The organism is Chthonobacter rhizosphaerae (genome assembly GCF_013839525.1).
In the GTDB taxonomy this organism is placed as follows: domain Bacteria; phylum Pseudomonadota; class Alphaproteobacteria; order Rhizobiales; family Pleomorphomonadaceae; genus Chthonobacter; species Chthonobacter rhizosphaerae.
The window spans coordinates 107,406-120,504 of sequence record NZ_JACDIS010000012.1 but is presented as its reverse complement, the minus strand read 5'-3'; the positions used below and the strand labels follow the sequence as shown (position 1 = coordinate 120,504).

The following is a 13,099-nucleotide window of genomic DNA, read 5'->3' as shown; positions in this document are numbered from 1 at the left end:
GAGGAAAGTAGCATGTATAACTTCAAGTCTTTCACGGCCGCCGTCGCGGTCGCGGCCGCGCTCGTCGGAACGCCGGCTTTCGCCGCCGAGATCACCCTGCGGTCGGCCGACATCCATCCGGACGGCTACCCGACCGTCGACGCGGTCAAGTACATGGGCGATCTGGTCAAGGAGCGCTCGAACGGCCGGATCGAGATCCAGGTGTTCAACAACCGCCAGCTCGGCGAGGAGAAGGACACCATCGAGCAGACCCGGTTCGGCGTCATCGACATGAACCGGATCAATCTCGCGCCGCTGAACAACCTGGTCCCGGAGACCGTGGTCCCGGCCCTGCCGTTCATCTTCAAGTCCACCGAGCACATGCACAAGGTCATGGACGGCCCGATCGGCGAGGAGATCCTGGCCGCCCTGGAGCCGAACGCCCTCGTCGGCCTCGCCTTCTACGACTCGGGCGCCCGCTCCTTCTACTCGGTCGGCAAGCCGATCAAGTCGGCGGACGACATCAAGGGCATGAAGATCCGCGTCCAGCAGTCGGACATGTGGCTCGCCATGATGAGCGCCCTCGGGGCGAACGCCACCCCGATGCCGTTCGGCGAGGTCTACTCCGCCCTTGAGACGGGCGTCATCGACGGCGCCGAGAACAACTGGCCGAGCCTGGAATCCTCCAAGCATTACGAGGTCGCCAAGCACTACTCGCTGACCGAGCATTCCATGTCGCCGGAGGTGCTCGTCGTCTCAAAGGTGACCTGGGACAAGCTCTCGCCCGAGGACCAGCAGCTCCTGAAGCAGGCCGCCAAGGACAGCGTGCCGAAGATGCGCGAGCTCTGGAACGCCCGCGAGACGAAGTCCGAGGAGACCGTGCGCGCCGCCGGCGTCGAGGTCCACCAGGTGGACAAGGCGCCCTTCCAGGCGGCCATGGGCCCGGTCTACGAGCAGTTCGCCAACACGGACAAGCTGAAGGATCTGGTCAGCCGCATCCAGGCGACCGAGTGATCTGAAGCGCGACGCCGACCGGCGCCGGGCGGGTTCTCCCCTTGCCCGGCGCCGGTCGGCCCGTCACCGGTCATCGGCCGACAAGTCCCACGACACCGACGACATGTCGCCGCGCTTTTCGGCGGCGATCACCCGACAAAAACCCTACGTCGTATCCCCGTTCGCGGGAGCGACTCACCGCACCGAGCGCTGGCATGACCGCACCCGCTAAGCCTCCGACTGCCTTTCGCGCCGTGTCGCGCGTCCTCGACGTCCTCTCCACGGCCGCCTTGTGGCTCGCCGCCATAGGGCTCGTCGCCATGACTTTGATCGTCGGCTGGCAGGTCTTCGGCCGCTACGTCCTGAATTCGACGCCGATCTGGTCCGAGCCGCTCACGCTTCAGCTGATGAGCTGGTTCATCGTCTTCGGCGCCGCGGTCGGCGTCCGTGAGAACTTCCATCTGGGCCTCGACCTTCTTCATTACCTGCTGCCGGATGCGGTGGGGAAAGTCTTCGACGCCATCACGCTTGTGCTGATGATCGTCTTCGGCGTCGCGATGAGCTTCTACTCCGCGCAGCTCGCCATCGGCACCTGGAGCGCCACCCTGCCGGCGCTCGGCTGGCCGGGCAGCTTCGACTTCCTTCCCATGGTCATCGGCGGTGCCCTGATTACCCTCTTTTCCCTTGAACGACTGGTCGAACTCGCCGCAGGCGCAAGACATGCGCCCGAGACGCAGGATGTCGCCAATATCGAGGTCGTGTGATGTCGCTCTGGATTCTGTTCGGCACCTTCTCGGTGCTTGTCCTGATCGGCATGCCGATCGCGTTCTGCCTGGGGCTTTCCGCCCTGGCCACGGTTCTTTACCTCGGCCTGCCGCCGATCATCGTGTTCCAGCAGCTCAATTCCGGCATGAACGCCTTCGCCATGATGGCGATCCCGTTCTTCATCTTCGCCGGCGACCTGATGATCCGCGGCGGCATCGCCGAGCGACTGATCGCCTTTGCCGCATCCTTGGTCGGCCACCTCCGCGGCGGCCTCGGACAGGTGAACGTGGTCGCCTCCACGCTCTTCGGCGGCATCTCCGGATCGGCTGTCGCCGACGCCTCGGCGATCGGCGGACTGATGATCCCGCAGATGGAAAAGCGCGGCTATGACAAGGACTACGCCGTCAATGTCACGGTGAATTCCGCCATCATCGCGCTGATGATCCCGCCGTCCCACAACATGATCATCTATTCGATCGCGGCCGGCGGGAACGTGTCCGTGGCCGATCTGTTCACCGCCGGCATCGTGCCGGGCATGCTCCTCGCGCTCGCGCTGATGATCACCGCCTGGTGGGTCGCGCGCCGCCGCGGTTATCCGGCCGGGGTCTTCCCGGGCGTCATGGGCGTCCTAAAGGCGCTGCTCGTCGCCCTGCCCGGCATCCTCCTCATCTTCATCATCTTCGGCGGCGTCCGCTCGGGCATCTTCACGGCGACGGAAAGTTCCTGCATCGCAGTGCTTTACGCAGCCCTGGTGGCGCTTCTCGTCTACCGCGAGCTGAACTGGGAAGGTTTCAAGGAGGCGACCCTCGGGGCCGTGCGCACCACCGCCATGGTGCTCCTCGTCATCGGCACCGCCGCCGCCTTCTCCTGGCTCATGGCGTTCCTGCAGGTGCAGACCTCGCTGGTCCAGGCGCTCCAGTCGGTGTCGGACAACCCGATCGTCATCCTGCTCCTCATCAACGTGGCTCTCCTTCTCCTCGGCACCTTCATGGACATGGCGCCGATGATCATCATCGCCACGCCCGTGCTTCTCCCGGTGGTGAAGGCGTTCGGCATCGACCCGGTGCACTTCGGCGTCGTGATGATCCTCAACGCCGGCATCGGCCTGAACACGCCGCCGGTCGGCTCGGTGCTCTTCGTCGGCTGCGCGGTCGGCAAGATCACCATCCGCGAGGCCATGAGGACGATCTGGCCCTTTTTCGGCGCCTCCATCGCCGTCCTCCTCGCGGTGACGTATATTCCGGCGCTCTCGCTCTGGCTCCCGAGCGTGTTCCGCTGATCCGACCGGGGCCGCTCGCGGCCCCGACGCCTCCGACGGCTCCCGGCCACCGGGAGCCGGATTGTCCGGGCCGGCGGCCCCGCTCCCCATCCGGGCCCGCCGACCCCCTCAAGGAAGAGATCAAGACCCGAATGCCCCTCACCGCCGCTTCGCTCCAGAGCCTGCCCGCCGCCGTCCGCCGGCCCGACTACGACCGGTCGGCCGTCACGCCGGGCATCGTCCACCTCGGCATCGGCGCCTTCCACCGCGCCCATCAGGCCGCCTATGTGGATGCGCTGCTGAAGGTCGATCCGAGCTGGGGCATCGTCGGCGCGTCCCTGCGCTCGCCCGACACGGCGGACGCCCTCAACCCGCAGGACGGGCTCTACACGCTGGCCGTCCGCGAGGACGACCGCACGGACTTGTCCGTGACCGGCTCCATCCTGGAGGTGATCGTCGCCCCGCAGGCGCTCGAAAGGCTGCTTTCCGTGATGGCCGACCCTCGCGTGCGGATCGTCACCCTGACGGTCACCGAGAAAGGTTACTGCCACGACCCGGCCACCGGCCGGCTCGACGAGAACCATCCCGGCATCAGGGCGGACCTCGCCAATCCGACGGCCCCGACCACCGCGCCGGGCATCCTCGTCGAGGCGCTGGCGCGCCGTCGCGCCGCCGGTGTCCAGCCGTTCACCGTCCTCTCCTGCGACAACCTGCCGGCCAACGGCCGCACGGTGAAACGCATCGTCGCGCGCTTCGCCGAGCTGCGCGATCCGGACCTCGGCCGCTACGTGGACGCCGAGGTCGCGTTCCCGTGCTCCATGGTGGACCGCATCGTGCCGGCGACCACGGACGCGGACCGCGCAACCGTGAAGGCCGCCCTCGGCACCGACGACGCCTGGCCGGTGATGACCGAACCCTTCACCCAATGGGTGGTGGAGGACGATTTCCCCGCCGGCCGGCCGCGCTTCGAGGATGTCGGCGTGGAGATGGTGGAGGACGTGGAGCCGTTCGAGCTGATGAAGCTGCGCATGCTCAATGGGTCCCATTCCACCCTCGCCTACCTCGGCTACCTCGCCGGCTACGAGACCGTGGCCGACGTCATGGCCGACGAGGCCTTCGCGACGCTTGTCCGGGACCTGATGACCGAGGAGGTCATGCCGACGGTGGACGTGCCGGGCATCGACCTCGGGGCCTACCGCGACGCTCTCGTCCGCCGCTTCCGCAACCGGGGCCTCAAGCACCGGACTTGGCAGATCGCCATGGACGGCAGTCAGAAGCTGCCCCAGCGCCTGCTCGGCACGATTCGCGCCCGGCTTGCCGCCGGCGCGGCCTTCGACCGTCTGGCCCTTGGGGTCGCGGCCTGGATGGCTTATGTCAGAGGGGTCGACGAGAAAGGCCAGCCCATCGACGTGCGCGACCCGCTCGCCGCGCGCCTCCGCGCCATCGCGGACGGTGCGGGCGCCGACCCGGAAGCCCTGGTGAACGGCTTCCTGGCGGTCGCCGACGTCTTCGGAACGGACCTTCCCGCCGACTCCCGCTTCCGGTCCGCCGTCACGGCGGCGCTCACCCGGCTTCTCTCCGCCGGATCCGCCGCCACGGTGGCCGCCGTCTCACGGACGAGTGCCGCATGAACGTCTTCGCCAAACCGCCCCGCATCCTCCGGCTGAACCCGGCCGACAACATCGTGGTCGCGCTCGATCCGGTCGACGCCGGAACGTCGGCCGACGGGATCGTCGCCCGGGCGCGCATCCCGAAGGGCCACAAGCTCGCCGCCACCGGCATCCGGGTGGGCGAGCCGATCCTGAAGTTCGGCCAGATCATCGGCTTCGCCAGCCAGCCGATCGAGCCGGGCGACCACGTGCACGTCCATAACGTGGAGATGCACGCCTTCGAACGGCACGCCGAGGCGGTCGACCTCGGCGCCATCGCGGCGCCGACCATCGAGCCGGCCACGTTCGAGGGCTACCGCCGGCCGTCCGGCAAGGTCGGCACGCGCAACTATGTGGGCATCCTCACCTCGGTGAACTGCTCGGCGACCGTCGCCAAGTACATCGCCAAGGCGGTGGAGCAGTCCGGCATCCTGGACGGGTTCGAGAACGTGGACGGCGTGGTCTCGCTCGTCCACGGCACCGGCTGCGGCATGGCCGGCAAGGGCGAACCGTTCGATGTGATCGAGCGGACACAGTGGGGCTATGCCACGCACCCGAACTTCGGGGCGGTGCTCCTGGTCGGCCTCGGCTGCGAGGTGTTCCAGATCCCGCGCCTGAAGGAGCGCTACGGCCTCGTGGAGGGCCCGCACTTCCGCACCTTCACCATCCAGGAATCCGGCGGCACCCGCCGCTCGATCGAGATGGGCGTCGAGGCCGTGCGCGAGATGCTCAGCGTCGCCAACGCCTCCCGGCGCGAGACGGTGCCGGCGAGCGAGCTGACGGTCGGCCTCCAGTGCGGCGGCTCGGACGGCTATTCCAGCCTCACCGCCAACCCGGCGCTCGGCGTCGCCGCCGACCTCCTGGTCGCCCAGGGCGGCACCGCCATCCTGTCGGAGACGCCCGAGATCTACGGCGCCGAGCACCTGCTGACGGCCCGCGCCGAGACGCCGGAGATCGCCGAGAAGCTGATGGAGCGGATCCGCTGGTGGGAGGACTATGCCGCCCGCAACGACGGCGACATGAACAACAACCCCTCCCCCGGCAACAAGGCCGGCGGCATCACCACCATTCTGGAGAAGTCGCTGGGCGCGGCCGCCAAGGGCGGCACCTCGCCGCTCCGCGGCGTCTACAAGTATGCGGAGCCGGTGGACGAGCGCGGCTTCGTCTACATGGACAGCCCCGGCTACGACCCCGTGTCGGCCACGGGCCAGATCGCGTCCGGCGCCAACCTGATCGCCTTTACCACCGGCCGCGGCTCCGCCTTCGGCGCCAAGCCGGTGCCGTCGATCAAGATGGCCACCAACTCGGACCTCTACGCCCGGCAGACCGACGACATGGACATCAACTGCGGCGACGTGCTGGACGGCGTGTCGCTGGAGGACAAGGGCCGGGAGATCTTCCGGGCCATGCTCCGGGTGGCCTCCGGCGAGCCTTCCAAGTCGGAGGCTCTCGGCTATGGCGACGCGGAATTCGTGCCATGGCAGATCGGCGCGGTGATGTGAGGTCCGTATAAGGGACGGAGGACTGGGTTCGAATCGCGCGTTCATGCAGATTGACGCGAGGTCGATCCGGTGACCGGAGACACCGAATGAGCAAGGTCGCGGCCCCGAAAGCGAAACCGAAACGCGCCGAACGCGTGATCGACACCTTGCGCGCCCGCATCGCCAGCGGCGCGCTCGCGGCCGGGGGCAAACTGCCGACCGAGGTCGAGCTGATCAAGGAGTTCGGCGTCTCCCGCACCGTGGTGCGGGAGGCGGTCGCCGTCCTTTCCGCCGACGGACTGGTGCAGGCGCGCCAGGGCGCCGGCGTATTCGTGCTCGACAAGCCGAAGGACGGCCTCGGCCTGTTGCCGGACCTGCCCGGCCGGCTCACGGCGGTGCTCGATGTCCTGGAAGTCCGCATGGCGGTGGAGATCGAAGCCGCCGGTCTCGCCGCCCAGCGCCGGACGGGAGCGCAGGAGGCGGAGATCCGGGAGGCTTTCGAGCGCTTCAACCAGGACCTGGAGACCGGTCAGCCGACCGGCAACGCCGACTTCGCCTTCCACCGGGCGATCGCGGAGGCGACCAACAATCCCTATTACGTGGAGATCCTGGACGTGCTCGGCCGGCGGACGATCCCGCGCGACCTCGTCTCCATGGCGGCCCCTGAGTACGTGCTCTCCAAGCCGTACCTGGAGACCATGCAGGCCGAGCATGCCGCCATCCTGGAGGCGATCGCCCGTTCCGAGCCCGCCGCCGCGCGGGAAGCCATGCGCACGCACCTCGCCCAGAGCCAGCGGCGCTATCAGGTGCTCTTCCAGAAGACGGCCGGCAACCGGACCGTCACCACCGAGCGCGATCTCGCCGTCACGCTGAGCTGACCACCCTCCGTCCCCGGTTCGCCATCCGACCAGCCCCTGCCGTTGGCCGTCGCCACCGGACGGCAGCGCGCGCCCCGGCCGCTCTCCGGAACGCGCTGACGACCCATCCCGATTTCGCCGACCGCTCGCCAAGGCGCGGTTGCATGACGATGGCCCGTCGATTAGTATAACGACATTCAAAGTCATCATACGAATCTGGAGCGTTCCCGCATGCGCGTTGAAACCCGTCAGGCTGTCGATCCCGTCCGTGCCAAGTCCCTGGACACGGAGGGCCTGCGCCAGGCGTTCCTGGCCGAGACCCTGTTCCAGGCGGGTGAGATCCGGCTCGTCTACTCCCATTACGAGCGCCTGGTGGTCGGCGGCGTCGTGCCGTCCGCCGGCCCGCTGACGCTGTCCTCCGCGAAGGAGACCGGCACGGCCGGCTTCCTCGACCGGCGCGAGATGGCGGCGCTCAACATCGGCGGCCCGGGCCGGATCACGGTCGGCGGCAGCACCTATGAGGTGGGTCCGCGCGACGTGCTCTACATGGGCATGGGCGCCGGCGAGGTGACCTTCGAGAGCGCGGACACCGGCACCCCGGCGCGCTTCTACCTGGTCTCCACCCCGGCCCATACGTCCTATCCGGTGAAGCTTCTGAAGATCGCCGACGCGCGCAAGCTGGACCTCGGCAAGGCCGAGACGTCGAACGTGCGCTCGATCTACCAGATGGTGCACCCGGACGTGTGCCAGAGCTGCCAGCTGGTGCTCGGGGTCACCGAACTCGCGGCCGGCTCCGTCTGGAACACCATGCCGCCGCACGTGCACGATCGCCGGTCCGAGGTCTACCTCTACTTCGATCTCGCTCCGGGCTCGAAGGTGATCCACCTAATGGGCGAGCCGACCGAGACGCGCCACCTGGTGGTGGGCGAATCGGAAGTCATCCTGTCGCCGCCGTGGTCGATCCATTGCGGCGCCGGAACCGGCGCCTACACCTTCTGCTGGGCCATGGGCGGCGACAACATCGACTACACCGACATGGACGCCGTCAGCCTGGAGGTGCTGAAGTGACGGCTCCCGCCCTCTTCGACCTCGCCGGCACCCGGGCGGTCGTGACCGGCGCCAACACCGGCATCGGCCAGGGCATCGCCTTGGCGCTCGCCACGGCGGGCGCCGCGGTGATCGGCGTCGGCCGCTCGTCCATGGACGACACCGCCGCCCGGATCGCCGAGGCGGGCGGGCGCTTCGAGGCGGTCCAGGCCGACCTCTCCGCCCCGATGGCGGCCGCCGGCGTGATCGACGCGGTCTGGGCCGAACACGGCCCGATCGACGTGCTGGTCAACAACGCCGGCATCATCCGGCGGGCGGACGCGGTGGACTTCACCGAGGCGGACTGGGACGCGGTGATGGACCTCAACCTGAAGAGCGTCTTCTTCGCCGCCCAGGCGCTCGCCCGCCGCGCGCTCTCGGACGGCCGCCCGGCGAAGATCATCAACATCGCCTCCATGCTGTCCTTCCAGGGCGGCATCCGGGTGGCGAGCTACACCGCCTCCAAGAGCGGCGTCGCCGGCCTCACCAAGCTCCTCGCCTGCGAATGGGCCGGCAGGGGCATCAACGTGAACGCCATCGCGCCGGGCTACGTGGAGACCAACAACACCGAGGCGCTTCGCAAGGACCAGGAGCGCTCGTCCGACATCCTGAAGCGCATCCCCGCCGGCCGCTGGGCGCGGCCCGACGACATGGGCGGCGCCGCCGTCTTCCTCGCCTCCCGCGCCTCCGACTACATCCACGGCATCACCCTGCCGGTGGACGGCGGGTGGCTTGCGCGCTGATCCCTGGAGCATCTCCCATGGCCAAGTATCATGACGATCTCTTCACCGGCCCCGAGGGCACGGACTGGACCCCGACGGAGCCGGGCATCCGCCGCCAGATCCTTGTGCAGAACGACCAGATGATGATGGTGCGCGTGGACTTCCGGAAGGGCGCGGTCGGCAGCATGCACAACCATCCGCACATCCAGGCGAGCCTGGTGGAGCGCGGCGCGTTCGAGGTCACGATCGAGGGCCGGACAGTGCGGCTCGACCAGGGCGGCACCTTCATCGTGCCGGCGAACGCCATGCATGGCGTCGTGGCGCTGGAGGACGGCGCCCTCATCGACGTGTTCACGCCGCGCCGCGAGGAATTCCTCGGCTGACCGCATCGGCCCTGTCGGACCGCTGATCGTCGTCAAGGCGCTCCGGACGTGGGAGGACCCCTCCCCGTCCGGGGCGCCTTTTCAGTTTCCGACCGCCGGGTTGACGAGGCCGCTCGACGTCCGCACGCCCGGCAGCGACTCGTCGTCGAACTCCGGCTCGGCCGGCGCCGGATCCGGCGCGGCGGGCGCAGCCGGCGGAGGGGCGGCGGCGGTCGGCAGGAGGACCAGGGGTCCCTTCCGGCGGGCGGGCGCCGACTGCGCCGCGGGCGCGGCTTCGGCGACGGGGCGCGACTCGGCGGTCGCCGGAGCCGGCCGCTCGGCCACCGGCGCGACCGGAACCGGCGGACGGCGACGCGGCAGCGGCGGGAGCTCGGCCGGGGCCGCCGCAGGATCGACGGCCGCCGTCATGGCGTCCGCCGCGGTGGCCGCCGGGCCGGGTGGCGGCGTGACGGCGGTGGGCGGTTCGGCGGCGGCGGGTCCGGGCGGCGGCGCGGGAAGCGTCGGAGGCGCATCCGGGACAGGCGCTTCGGCGGACGGCAGCGCGGCGGTCCGCAACGGCGCGGACGCAAGGCCCGGCGGCGTCTCCGGCATGACGTCGGCCTGGGGGGGCGGCTCGGCAGGCGCGCTCTCGGGGCCGGCGGCGGTCGGCGCCGACTTGGGCGTGGAGGGTGTGGCGGACGGCAGGTATCCGGCGGCCGGAGAAGGTTGGGCGTCCGGCGCCGGGCCATCGGCGGGGGCCGCGGCGACCAGAGCACCGATCGGATCGGACCCGGGCGCTGCGCCCGGTTGACCGGCGACCTCCGGCTGACCGGGCGCTGCGCCCGGCTGACCGGCGACCTCCGGCTGGCCGGGCACCCCGCCCGGCTGACCGGCGGCGCCCGGCTGGCCGGCGACGTCCGGCTCCGGGAGCGGCGCGAGGTCCTTCAGCGGCATCAGGGTCCGCTGCACGCCCGTGCTCTGCGCGGCCTTGGCGGCGGCCAGTTCCGCCTCCACGGTCGGATCGACCGGAAGCGCCTGGTCGGCGGGCAGAAGGGCCGCGTTCGGGTTGGGCGCGAGGATCGGTTTCGGCCCTGGATAGGGCGTCAGCTTGTTGCCGGCGAGGATCGGGGCCTCCTCCATCAGGAGGAAGACCACGTTCACCCGGTCCGCGCCGGAGGTTTCCGGATGGATCTGGACCGTGACGCCGGCAGCGGAGCCGAGATAGCGCTCCCGCTTCCGGATCGCCTCGAAGCCGGCCTGCGGCACCGACCAGGACATCTGCTCGGCCGCCTTCTGGACGAAGGCGAACAGGCGCTTCTCCGCGTCGTCGCGGACGGAATCATCGTCGAGGTTGAGCTTGAACCGGATCGTCTCCAGCCGATCCTTGGTGCCCCGGGCGGAGAAGAAGAAGGTGGACGGCTGCGGTTCCGGCGCGATCACCTCCAGCCCGGCCTCCTGAAGGGCGTCCGGGTCCGTGATTTCCGCCACCGGCGCCGGGCGGGCCACCGGCTTGGAGCCGGGCACCGGGATCAGATCGGTCATGCACTGGTGGACCGGGCTGCCCTCGAACAGCGGCTTCCAACCGTCGTTCTTCAGGCCGGCGCCGTCCATCAGCTTGCAGAACCGGACCGGATCGACCGCCTGCTTCCACCGGAAGGCGCCGGCCGCCCCGCCGGGCTCCGGGCTGAGAAGCGTCTTGCGCACATCCGGCGGCAGCGCGGCGAGGCGGTCCTCGGGCCGCTTCACCGTCTCCTCCACGACGACCTTGGTGCGCTCCGTGAGGCCGTCCTGGACGATGCGCACCAGACCGTGGCCGACCGCCAGGATCGGGTCGATCCCGATCTTCAGCACCACGCCGGCAAGCACCACCACCGCGATGCCGGCCACGATCAGACCGCGCCGGTTCTGCCGCACCAGCGGGGATTCGTCATAGCCGAGATCGGAAACGGCGTCGGGATCCACCACGAAGAGGTCGTCGTCTTCGTCGTCGAGCGTGGTCCTGCTCGTCCGTGGAGTTCGGTCGTAGATCGACATCGGCAGTCACTCGGTACGCAAGCCGCACACGGCCAGGATGTGCGGCCTCGGTGAACGAGACCTTTCCGGCAGGTCGGAAACCACGGTCTTTATAGCATGAATAAGGCCGCGCGTGGGCTGACGCGCGGCCTTCGAATCGCTGGAACGGAGGCGCGTTGCCTGTCCGATCAGGCCACAGAGAGTTTCACATCCACGTTGCCGCGGGTGGCGTGGCTATAGGGGCAGACGATGTGGGCCTTCTGGACGAGGCTCTCGACCGTTTCGCGGTCGAGGCCCGGCACGTGGATGGCGAGTTCGGCGGTGATGCCGAACCCGGCGCCATCGTCCCGGGGGCCGATGCCGACCGTGGCGGTGACGGTCGCCTCCGCCGGGATCTGCACCTTCTCCTTGCCGGCCACGAAGCGGAGCGCTCCGAGGAAGCAGGCCGAGTAGCCGGTCGCGAACAGCTGCTCCGGGTTGGTGCCGTCGCCGCCGGGGCCGCCCATCTCCTTCGGCACGACCAGCCGGACCGCAAGATCGCCGTCCTCGACGCGGGCGAGACCGTCCCGGCCGCCGCCGGTCGCTGTGGCACGGGTGGTGTAGACGACTTTCATGACCGCTCCTTCGGGTGTTGATATGTCCAGCTGCTGATAGGTCCGGCCGCCAAAGGCCCACCGGGCAGCGGCAGAAATTTGATTGCACACAATCTAATCGGATGCAATATGATGGTCCGGAAACAAGATCGTGATCGAGACGGCGACCAGGCCATGCAGAACCGCGCGACCCCGCCCCCCACCACAGACCCGGCCATGGGAGATCCCGGCGACGCGCTCGCCTTGTCCGGCCAGCTCTGCTTCGCCGTCTATGCGGCCGCGCATGCGTTCAACCGGCTCTACCGGCCGCTGCTCGATCCGCTGGGGCTGACCTATCCGCAGTATCTCGTGATGCTGGCGCTCTGGGCCGAGGACGGGCGCACCGTCTCGTCGATCGGCAAGGCGATCGGGCTCGACTCGGGCACGCTGACGCCGCTCCTGAAGCGGCTGGAGGCGAGCGGGCTGGTGACGCGAGCCCGGTCCCGGTCCGACGAGCGGCAGGTGGTCGTCACCCTGACGGAGGCGGGCCGGACCCTGAAGACCCGGGCCGCCGGCATTCCGGCCGCCATCGCCTGCGCCATGGGTGGGGACCGCGACAGGATCGCGTCCTTGCGGCGCGAGCTCGAAGGCCTGCGCCGCACGCTGCTTGCCGCCGTGGAGGAAACGACCGCCGCCTTCCCCGCCGACACGCCCGGCCGGGCGGAGGGGTGACGGCCGCCACGGAACCCACTACCTTCCCGCGCCAACCCGCCACTGATGGACGCCTGCCCATGGCCCGACGGATTCTCATCCTCTTCGCCCATCCGGCCATCCGCCGCTCGCGGTTCAACCGCGTCCTGATCGAGACGGCGCGGATGGTGGAGGGCGTCACCGTCCACGACCTCTACGAGACCTACCCGGACTTCGCCGTCGATCCGGACCGGGAGCAGGCGCTCCTCCTGGAACACGACGTGATCGTGGCCCAGCATCCGCTGTTCTGGTACTCGGCGCCGGCGCTCCTGAAGGAGTGGCTGGACCTCGTCCTGGAGCACGGCTGGGCCTATGGGCGAGAGGGTCATCGCCTGGACGGAAAGCTCTGGATGCAGGCGGTGACGGCCGGGGGCAGCGAGCGCGCCTATTCGCCGGATGGCCTGAACCACTGGAGCATCGACGAACTGCTGCGCCCGTTCGAGGCCACGGCCAACCTCTGCCGGATGGTCTGGCAGCCGCCGTTCGTGCTCCACGGCGCCCACCTGGCGGACGCCCAGGAGATCGACCGCGCCGCCCGCGCCTACCAGGCCCGCCTGACCACACTCCGCGACGGAACGCCCGTGCGGGCCGTCACCCCCTGATCCTCTGAAA

At 69.5% G+C, this 13,099-nt stretch carries 13 protein-coding genes; 11 read left to right on the top strand and 2 right to left on the bottom strand.

Going from position 1 to position 13,099, the window contains the following annotated elements; genetic code table 11:
- Nucleotides 1-12 precede the first annotated feature (12 nt).
- The 9 genes from HND91_RS18705 to HND91_RS18665 all read left to right on the top strand — a co-directional run bounded on the left by HND91_RS18705 (nucleotide 13) and on the right by HND91_RS18665 (nucleotide 9,173).
- Complete coding sequence (locus tag HND91_RS18705) at nucleotides 13-993, top strand: TRAP transporter substrate-binding protein (protein ID WP_181708123.1); 981 nt, start codon at nucleotides 13-15, stop codon at nucleotides 991-993.
- A gap of 194 nt (nucleotides 994-1,187) precedes the next feature.
- Nucleotides 1,188-1,736: a TRAP transporter small permease gene (locus HND91_RS18700; RefSeq protein ID WP_181708122.1), complete on the top strand. Its 549-nt coding sequence runs from the start codon at nucleotides 1,188-1,190 to the stop codon at nucleotides 1,734-1,736.
- Nucleotides 1,736-3,016, top strand: coding sequence for a TRAP transporter large permease (locus HND91_RS18695; RefSeq protein WP_181708121.1), 1,281 nt, complete (start codon nucleotides 1,736-1,738; stop codon nucleotides 3,014-3,016). Before HND91_RS18700 ends, HND91_RS18695 begins: the two co-directional genes overlap by 1 nt.
- A gap of 131 nt (nucleotides 3,017-3,147) precedes the next feature.
- On the top strand, nucleotides 3,148-4,626 hold the full coding sequence (locus HND91_RS18690; RefSeq protein ID WP_181708120.1) for a mannitol dehydrogenase family protein: 1,479 nt from the start codon (nucleotides 3,148-3,150) through the stop codon (nucleotides 4,624-4,626).
- A complete protein-coding gene (locus tag HND91_RS18685) occupies nucleotides 4,623-6,146 on the top strand; it encodes a UxaA family hydrolase (RefSeq protein WP_181708119.1) in 1,524 nt (507 codons plus the stop codon). The genes HND91_RS18690 and HND91_RS18685 overlap by 4 nt, the downstream gene beginning before the upstream one ends.
- An 86-nt stretch (nucleotides 6,147-6,232) precedes the next feature.
- Entirely contained in the window at nucleotides 6,233-7,003 is a 771-nt protein-coding gene (locus HND91_RS18680) for a FadR/GntR family transcriptional regulator (RefSeq protein ID WP_181708118.1), read from the top strand.
- Between the two features lie 210 nt (nucleotides 7,004-7,213).
- Nucleotides 7,214-8,050, top strand: coding sequence for a 5-dehydro-4-deoxy-D-glucuronate isomerase (gene kduI / locus HND91_RS18675; protein ID WP_181708117.1), 837 nt, complete (start codon nucleotides 7,214-7,216; stop codon nucleotides 8,048-8,050).
- Nucleotides 8,047-8,811: a 2-dehydro-3-deoxy-D-gluconate 5-dehydrogenase KduD gene (gene kduD, locus HND91_RS18670; RefSeq protein ID WP_181708116.1), complete on the top strand. Its 765-nt coding sequence runs from the start codon at nucleotides 8,047-8,049 to the stop codon at nucleotides 8,809-8,811. The genes kduI and kduD overlap by 4 nt, the downstream gene beginning before the upstream one ends.
- A gap of 17 nt (nucleotides 8,812-8,828) precedes the next feature.
- Nucleotides 8,829-9,173, top strand: a complete 345-nt coding sequence (locus tag HND91_RS18665) for a cupin domain-containing protein (protein WP_181708115.1) — start codon at nucleotides 8,829-8,831, stop codon at nucleotides 9,171-9,173.
- An 81-nt stretch (nucleotides 9,174-9,254) separates the two neighbouring features.
- Here the strand turns inward: HND91_RS18665 and HND91_RS18660 are convergent, their stop codons facing one another.
- Both HND91_RS18660 and HND91_RS18655 read right to left on the bottom strand, forming a co-directional pair.
- Entirely contained in the window at nucleotides 9,255-11,186 is a 1,932-nt protein-coding gene (locus HND91_RS18660; RefSeq protein WP_181708114.1) for a DUF6030 family protein, read from the bottom strand.
- 167 nt (nucleotides 11,187-11,353) lie between these two features.
- Nucleotides 11,354-11,779 carry an organic hydroperoxide resistance protein gene (locus tag HND91_RS18655; RefSeq protein ID WP_181708113.1) on the bottom strand — a complete coding sequence of 142 codons (426 nt, stop codon included), beginning with the start codon at nucleotides 11,777-11,779 and terminating at the stop codon, nucleotides 11,354-11,356.
- 195 nt (nucleotides 11,780-11,974) lie between these two features.
- Between HND91_RS18655 and HND91_RS18650 the strand changes: the two genes are divergently transcribed.
- Nucleotides 11,975-12,469, top strand: a complete 495-nt coding sequence (locus HND91_RS18650) for a MarR family winged helix-turn-helix transcriptional regulator (RefSeq protein ID WP_181708112.1) — start codon at nucleotides 11,975-11,977, stop codon at nucleotides 12,467-12,469.
- Between the two features lie 59 nt (nucleotides 12,470-12,528).
- The gene (gene kefF, locus HND91_RS18645; RefSeq protein WP_181708111.1) at nucleotides 12,529-13,089 is read left to right on the top strand and encodes a glutathione-regulated potassium-efflux system oxidoreductase KefF; all 561 of its coding nucleotides are present in this window, start codon (nucleotides 12,529-12,531) and stop codon (nucleotides 13,087-13,089) included.
- The last annotated feature ends 10 nt before the right edge of the window (nucleotides 13,090-13,099 follow it).

What these genes read in the sequence shown, in the direction of transcription:
- kefF (WP_181708111.1), top strand. Translation starts at nt 12,529, where the DNA reads ATGGCCCGACGGATTCTCATCCTCTTCGCCCATCCGGCCATCCGCCGC.
- kduI (WP_181708117.1), top strand. Translation starts at nt 7,214, where the DNA reads ATGCGCGTTGAAACCCGTCAGGCTGTCGATCCCGTCCGTGCCAAGTCC.
- HND91_RS18705 (WP_181708123.1), top strand. Translation starts at nt 13, where the DNA reads ATGTATAACTTCAAGTCTTTCACGGCCGCCGTCGCGGTCGCGGCCGCG.
- HND91_RS18685 (WP_181708119.1), top strand. Translation starts at nt 4,623, where the DNA reads ATGAACGTCTTCGCCAAACCGCCCCGCATCCTCCGGCTGAACCCGGCC.
- HND91_RS18690 (WP_181708120.1), top strand. Translation starts at nt 3,148, where the DNA reads ATGCCCCTCACCGCCGCTTCGCTCCAGAGCCTGCCCGCCGCCGTCCGC.
- HND91_RS18695 (WP_181708121.1), top strand. Translation starts at nt 1,736, where the DNA reads ATGTCGCTCTGGATTCTGTTCGGCACCTTCTCGGTGCTTGTCCTGATC.
- HND91_RS18655 (WP_181708113.1), bottom strand. Translation starts at nt 11,779, where the DNA reads ATGAAAGTCGTCTACACCACCCGTGCCACAGCGACCGGCGGCGGCCGG.
- HND91_RS18665 (WP_181708115.1), top strand. Translation starts at nt 8,829, where the DNA reads ATGGCCAAGTATCATGACGATCTCTTCACCGGCCCCGAGGGCACGGAC.
- HND91_RS18650 (WP_181708112.1), top strand. Translation starts at nt 11,975, where the DNA reads ATGGGAGATCCCGGCGACGCGCTCGCCTTGTCCGGCCAGCTCTGCTTC.
- HND91_RS18660 (WP_181708114.1), bottom strand. Translation starts at nt 11,186, where the DNA reads ATGTCGATCTACGACCGAACTCCACGGACGAGCAGGACCACGCTCGAC.
- HND91_RS18700 (WP_181708122.1), top strand. Translation starts at nt 1,188, where the DNA reads ATGACCGCACCCGCTAAGCCTCCGACTGCCTTTCGCGCCGTGTCGCGC.
- HND91_RS18680 (WP_181708118.1), top strand. Translation starts at nt 6,233, where the DNA reads ATGAGCAAGGTCGCGGCCCCGAAAGCGAAACCGAAACGCGCCGAACGC.